The sequence below is a fragment of the Brevibacillus borstelensis genome, assembly GCF_003710865.1.
Lineage (GTDB): Bacteria > Bacillota > Bacilli > Brevibacillales > Brevibacillaceae > Brevibacillus > Brevibacillus borstelensis.
On record NZ_RHHO01000005.1, the window covers coordinates 138,151 to 144,150 of the forward strand.

The window sequence follows — 6,000 nt, forward strand, 5'->3', positions numbered from 1 at the left end:
CTAGACTGCCGAGAGGAGAGAATCAGATGAGCTGCAGCCGGAACAACAACAGTACCCTTATACTGGTCCTGTTCATTTTGCTCGTTATCGTGCTTTGCTCATGTACGTAAATACCATTGCGCCCCTCTCTTCTGGTAGTAGCGAGGGGCGCAATACATATGTATGTAATAGGACCACTTGTGCAGGACCGAACGGAAGGAGGAAGCTCTCTTGACACCACTGATCTACGCTCACCGCGGTGCTTCCGGCCGCTATCCGGAAAATACGATGGAGGCTTTTCGCGCCGCTGTGCGACGTCGCGCAGACGGGATTGAGCTGGATGTTCAGTTGAGCAAGGATGACAAGGTGGTCGTGATTCATGACCACCACCTCGAGAGGACCACCAACGGACGTGGAACCGTGCGGCAGCATACATGGGAAGAGCTGAAAAAATTTCGCGCTGACAAGGCCGTTCCATCACGCCAAAAGCACATCCGAATCCCTACTTTGCGCGAGGTGCTCCACACATTTGCCCCGACGAAACTGCGTTTTTGCATCGAGCTCAAAAACTTCTTCTTTGCCCAACCCCAACTGGAGGAATACGTGATCGGGCTGATCCGACAATACGATTTGACGAGCCGCACAGTTATCTCCTCTTTTAATTTTGACAGTCTGCTTGCTGTCAAAGAGCTTGATCCCAATCAGACGACCGCCTTGCTGTATATCGGGCCGCTCCATAACCCTTGGGAGGTCGGGAGCCGGTATCGCGTCGACGAATTGCACGTACCCAAAGATCAATTGACTTCCGCGTTGGTCAGCAAGGCAAAAGAGAACGGATTTCGCGTCGTCGGCTGGACCATTAATTCAACTGCCGGCATACGTGATGCCGCCAAAATGAACGTTGACGGCATCATCACCAATTACCCGGGCAGAGCGAGAAAAGCCCTGCACAAACCATGAGACGAAAAGAGGGCGCCCCGCCAACCGCCAGAGACGGTTGAGGACGCCCTCTTTCTTATCGAGAACACGGTGTATGAAACTTCCCTTGCCAACTGTTTCTGCGAACGAGCTCGGCATCAATTCCGTTCAACACTTCCCATTTTTTACGGCTCCACATCGGACCGATGAGAAGATCAGGCGGTCCATCTCCGGTGACACGGTGCACGATCATCTCCGGCGGCAAAATCTCCAGTGTGTCGGCCACCAGCTTGGTGTATTCCTCCTGTGTCAAAAATTCCAGCAGGCCAGCCTCATACTGTTTGACCATCGGAGTCTTGCGCAGCAAATGCAGCAGGTGGATTTTAATGCCCTGGACATCCAGATTGGCCACCGCTTTGGCCGTCTCCATCATGTCTTCGTGCGTTTCGCCTGGCAAACCGTAGATAATATGCGAGCAGACGCGGATGTTATGCTTCCGCAGCTTTTCCACGCCGTCCAGGTAGCACTGATAATCGTGCGCACGGTTAATCAATTGTGCGGTCCGTTCATGGATGGTCTGCAAGCCGAGCTCTACCCATAAATACGTTCGTTCATTCAGCTCGGCCAAATATTCGACAACGTCATCCGGCAAACAGTCAGGGCGTGTGGCGATTGAAAGTCCGACGACTCCCTCCTGTTTCAGTACGACCTCATACATCTCGCGCAGCTCTTCCACGGGAGCATAGGTATTGGTATATGCCTGAAAGAAACCAAGGTACTTCGCTTCCGGCCATTTTTGATGCATTCTGTTTTTCACGTCATGGAACTGCCTTTCCAGATCCATCCGTCGATCCCCGGCAAAGTCTCCCGATCCCCTGGCACTGCAAAACGTGCAGCCTCCCGTTGCGACGCTGCCATCCCGGTTCGGACAACTGAACCCCCCATCCAACGGCACTTTAAACACCTTCTCCTGAAATGTTTGGCGGAGATGGTAGTTCCATGTATGATAACGTTTGTCGCCCCACAGTTGCGGGGTGTCCAACGGTTTTATTTGCATATTCATCATCCTATCTCCCTTCTTGGCGGCCATGCTCTTCGAATCCACTCTCGGTTGAAACCTCGTCCACAGTCCTGCCCGTAGCCTCCTGAGAAACTGTCCAACAACTCATTATATACGTTTCGCGATACCATAACCGCGGTTCTTTTGCATAAAGTGTTTCAGATGCGACTTCTCCATTATACCAGACAGATAGGTCGAGAGGGGAAGCGCAATACAGGAAACCACAGGGCACGTTTTCCCTGTGGTTTTACATTTACGCTGTGCTATTGTTGAATCTCTTCGATGCGTATCGCACGAGTATGCGATGTGTGGCTCCACACTTGGTTCTTCTTTGTAAAAAATGCATAAAACATGATCGGCAGCCATGTCAGGAAGAAGAAAGGCAGCAGCAATAGCCCAAAGTACCCTTTCCACGGCACTTTATCAAGATAGAGCGCAAGAAGCGGCAGCATGTAGAAGACTGCTGTCGAGCCATAAACAAGCCAGGTTGGCAATATGGTTGCCGCCGGCATGAGCATCTCGATCTCCAAAAAGCGGCCCAGGAACAGGATCGACATCATCGTTACCATCAGCACATACATCGGCTGAAACAGGTAAAATGCCGCATCAAGCATGCCTAGTTTACGTTTGAGCAGGCCATTCTTCAGCACCGAACCGATATAGCGGCCGGCCACATCGTAATGACCCTGCATCCAGCGCAAGCGCTGGCGCATAGAAGCTTTCAGGTCGATCGGCTTCTCATCCCACACCTTTGTATCATGGGCCCATGTCGGGTAGATCCCCCGCTCAATACAGCGGGTGGCAAACTCCAGGTCTTCCGTCAAGCTGGTAGCTCCCCAGCCCATCTCTTTTAACAAGTTGCTTTCAATGCAAAGCCCTGTTCCTCCCAAAGTGTTTGGAAGTCCCAGATTGTGACGTGCCAATTGCCACATGCGGTTTGTGAACCAGTAAGTCACAGCGTATGAAAGCGTAATCCACGAATCAAATGGATTTTTGGAGTCAAGGTATCCTTGGATGACCCGTGCTCCTTTACACAAGCGGTCATTCATGACACGTAAAAAGTTCTTTTCTACCAGGTTGTCAGCGTCAAACATCACGACGGCATCATATTGCTTAGGCCTTGCCCACAGGTTTTCCAGCATCCATTCAATCCCGAATCCTTTGCCTCGCTTCGACGTGTCAAAACGCTCACAAGCATAGGCTCCATGCTGACGTGCGATCTCGGCTGTATTATCCGTACAGTTGTCACAGATAACAAAAATATCGTACATCTCGCGCGGATAATCCAGCTTCTTCAAATTCTCGATAAGCGGCGCAATTACGGCGCTCTCATTGTGTGCTGCAACCAGGACGGCAAATGTCTTTTGTGGCTCATGTGTAACCTGCTCCTTTTTACGGAACAAGCCCGCACATGAAACAAGTGTCTGGTACGTACTTACTACACCTACCGTACTAGTAAATCCGATGAACAGTCCCTCAATGATCTCTTTCAATTCACTCATGGATTCTTCTCCTCGACCTAAATCTTATTTTTTTCTTGATTCAGGCAGTGTTTTTCCAAATTTTTACTCTTCTCTCTCTCTCAATTGGGAGTGTACCTCAAAATTCAGTATATCGCAATGACCCAAAAGTGGGAAAAAAAAGAGGCACTTCTATCACCATTCCCACCTTTATTCGGTTCTATTCGAATCCATGCCAGTAAGCAGAAAAAAAAGCCTTCGGAAAAGGCTTAGTCTAAAACCCGTATGCCAAAAAAGTGGTGACCCGTAGGGGATTCGAACCCCTGAATGACAGCGTGAAAGGCTGCTGTGTTAAACCGCTTCACCAACGGGCCAGATTGCAGGATTTCTCCCGCTTCAGAACATAATGCGGTCGGCGAGACTCGAACTCGCACGGGTCGCCCCGCCACCCCCTCAAGATGGTGTGTCTGCCAATTCCACCACGACCGCAGGTTGATAATAGAAAGCCCTAGGAAGATGCGCATTCCCGACCTACTGGCTTTAAAAGCAAGAGCGCTTTGCTGATCTCCGAATACCTCATATAAGCCTTTTCATCATACTTGAAGGTGACTTATGGTCCCGAATGATTCCTGCAGATTCACTCACAATTACGAAGTATACACGGTTGTAGTTTTCGAGTCAATAGGAATTTTGATACTCCTCGTTTCTCTTTATACTAATGTGTTTTCGACACGAATCCTAATTCTTCGTACTACTTCTGCTTGCTCTTACAAAACGACAGCCCTACCAATAAAACAACTGGAACCGACAGGAATGTCGAAATTTCGACATGTATTCGACTCATTCACTGAATAATCTTCCTGACCGTAAAAGTAATGAAGTAGCAGGAGCGATTCTAACTTTTTCAAAATCTGAGACTCTTTATAACAATTGGAAAAACAAAAATAGTAATTTCCTAATATATACAATTATTAGATAACAGTTATATTATAAAAATGTAAGAAAAATACAATTTTCTGGGAGGAATCGCTTATGTGGAAAAAATTGAGTGCTGGGGCTTTCGCTTTTGTTTTTGTTCTTGGCAGCAGCATCACTCCGACATTTGCAAAAGTATCCGTAGATTCAACTAATCAAGCAGTGACTGAAGCTTCTCGTAGAGTCGTGTATGTTGGCAACTGGGATACAAAATACGGCAATGACTATGAGTTCACAGAAGGAGCCAACCTGGTCGGAAACGTAGTATTCGATGGCAGAAAGCTTACGTTTCAGTTCCAGAAGCCTGGATATGTAACGCTCAAAGTATGGGATGACGGCGGCGTTAGCATCTACTCCTACTCTGTCAAATAATGAATGAATGACCTTTTCAAGCCACTGGCATGTCGTCAGTGGCTTTTGTAACGGCCAGTATCTTTGGCTGATCCAGCTGCTCTCTGATCTAGCTGCCGTCTGCTCCAGCTTCCGTCGATGGAAAAAGACCTACTCTTTTGGATATAAATGACCCTTTCAGGTCAAACTGAGTGTACATTTGTTCTTTATGGAGGTAATCCATGATTCCGGATGACATCAAACGTACCTTGCATGACATCAGGTTAATTGGAGGCGGGGTCAAGAAATACGAGCACCCCGACGATTGGCAGCTAATCCGTAACCTGATCGGGGAGAAAATGAATGTAGACTTGTCCGATGCAACACCTGAATATTGGGATGAAATCAGAGCATCTCTTGAGAAAGAGAAATCCGAGGCCACTCAGATCGCAGATAAGCGGTATTTTGGCGGACTATACAATTACAATCCTTTTGTCGATTGAATACCCACCAACTGTCCCCTCTTTCGGAAGGCACGCATCGTTTGTTCGTTTCTTCGTTCGTTTTCTTCTTCCTCGTTTCGCCCGGATGTCTGGGTGTTTCATCATCCGACAGAAACGGCATCCGTAGAACACTCATCTTTGCGAGACCCATAGCGGAAGTTGACGTCAAAAAACCTCCCATGGACTTAAAAAAGTCTACGGGAGGTTTTCTTTTAAGAGATGGCGTCCCAGGAGAGATTCGAACTCCCGACCGACGGCTTAGAAGGCCGTTGCTCTATCCTGCTGAGCTACTGGGACGTGATATGGAGGGAGTACCCGGATTTGAACCGGGGGTGAAGGTTTTGCAGACCCGTGCCTTACCACTTGGCTATACTCCCATATTGGGGCGATCGATGGGACTTGAACCCACGAGTGCCGGAGCCACAATCCGGTGCGTTAACCACTTCGCCACGACCGCCATGTACAAAACCAAATCCATTTGGCAGGGGCAGTAGGAATTGAACCCACACCAAAGGTTTTGGAGACCTTCGTTCTACCTTTAAACTATACCCCTATGGTAGCGGCGGAGGGGCTCGAACCCCCGACCTTTCGGGTATGAACCGAACGCTCTAGCCAGCTGAGCTACACCGCCATGCGGATATGGCGGAGAGTGAGGGATTCGAACCCTCGCTACGCTTACGCGTACTAACGGTTTAGCAAACCGTCCCCTTCGGCCTCTTGGGTAACTCTCCGTATGGTATGTACCTTCAAAACCGGATATGCATGCTGCAAGGAT

The 6,000-nt window shown here is 48.8% G+C and carries 5 protein-coding genes and 8 tRNA genes; 3 read left to right on the forward strand and 10 right to left on the reverse strand.

What is annotated here, in order from left to right:
* Window positions 1-210 precede the first annotated feature (210 nt).
* The gene (locus tag EDM54_RS03175) at window positions 211-939 is read left to right on the forward strand and encodes a glycerophosphodiester phosphodiesterase (RefSeq protein WP_024985115.1); all 729 of its coding nucleotides are present in this window, start codon (window positions 211-213) and stop codon (window positions 937-939) included.
* Between the two features lie 55 nt (window positions 940-994).
* On the opposite strand, the gene mnmL is transcribed toward EDM54_RS03175, so the two are convergent.
* The 4 genes from mnmL to EDM54_RS03195 form a co-directional block, all read right to left on the reverse strand.
* The gene (gene mnmL / locus EDM54_RS03180; protein WP_024985114.1) at window positions 995-1,954 is read right to left on the reverse strand and encodes a tRNA modification radical SAM protein MnmL/YtqA; all 960 of its coding nucleotides are present in this window, start codon (window positions 1,952-1,954) and stop codon (window positions 995-997) included.
* A 266-nt stretch (window positions 1,955-2,220) separates the two neighbouring features.
* On the reverse strand, window positions 2,221-3,459 hold the full coding sequence (locus tag EDM54_RS03185; RefSeq protein ID WP_003387495.1) for a glycosyltransferase family 2 protein: 1,239 nt from the start codon (window positions 3,457-3,459) through the stop codon (window positions 2,221-2,223).
* A gap of 255 nt (window positions 3,460-3,714) precedes the next feature.
* Window positions 3,715-3,791 (reverse strand) — tRNA-Glu (locus EDM54_RS03190).
* A 33-nt stretch (window positions 3,792-3,824) separates the two neighbouring features.
* Window positions 3,825-3,906, reverse strand: a tRNA-Leu gene (locus EDM54_RS03195).
* Window positions 3,907-4,449: 543 nt separating this feature from the next.
* On the opposite strand from EDM54_RS03195, the gene EDM54_RS03200 reads away from it, so the two are divergent.
* Both EDM54_RS03200 and EDM54_RS03205 read left to right on the forward strand, forming a co-directional pair.
* On the forward strand, window positions 4,450-4,764 hold the full coding sequence (locus EDM54_RS03200; RefSeq protein WP_003387497.1) for a hypothetical protein: 315 nt from the start codon (window positions 4,450-4,452) through the stop codon (window positions 4,762-4,764).
* 200 nt (window positions 4,765-4,964) lie between these two features.
* Window positions 4,965-5,225: a hypothetical protein gene (locus EDM54_RS03205; protein WP_024985113.1), complete on the forward strand. Its 261-nt coding sequence runs from the start codon at window positions 4,965-4,967 to the stop codon at window positions 5,223-5,225.
* Between the two features lie 220 nt (window positions 5,226-5,445).
* Here EDM54_RS03205 and EDM54_RS03210 read toward each other — a convergent pair.
* The 6 genes from EDM54_RS03210 to EDM54_RS03235 all read right to left on the reverse strand — a co-directional run bounded on the left by EDM54_RS03210 (window position 5,446) and on the right by EDM54_RS03235 (window position 5,956).
* A tRNA-Arg gene (locus EDM54_RS03210) sits at window positions 5,446-5,522 on the reverse strand.
* Window positions 5,523-5,528: 6 nt separating this feature from the next.
* Window positions 5,529-5,602, reverse strand: a tRNA-Cys gene (locus EDM54_RS03215).
* Window positions 5,603-5,606: 4 nt separating this feature from the next.
* Window positions 5,607-5,682 (reverse strand) — tRNA-His (locus EDM54_RS03220).
* Between the two features lie 22 nt (window positions 5,683-5,704).
* A tRNA-Trp gene (locus EDM54_RS03225) sits at window positions 5,705-5,778 on the reverse strand.
* Between the two features lies 1 nt (window position 5,779).
* A tRNA-Met gene (locus EDM54_RS03230) sits at window positions 5,780-5,856 on the reverse strand.
* Window positions 5,857-5,865: 9 nt separating this feature from the next.
* Window positions 5,866-5,956: transfer RNA gene (locus tag EDM54_RS03235), tRNA-Ser, on the reverse strand.
* Window positions 5,957-6,000: the final 44 nt, after the last annotated feature.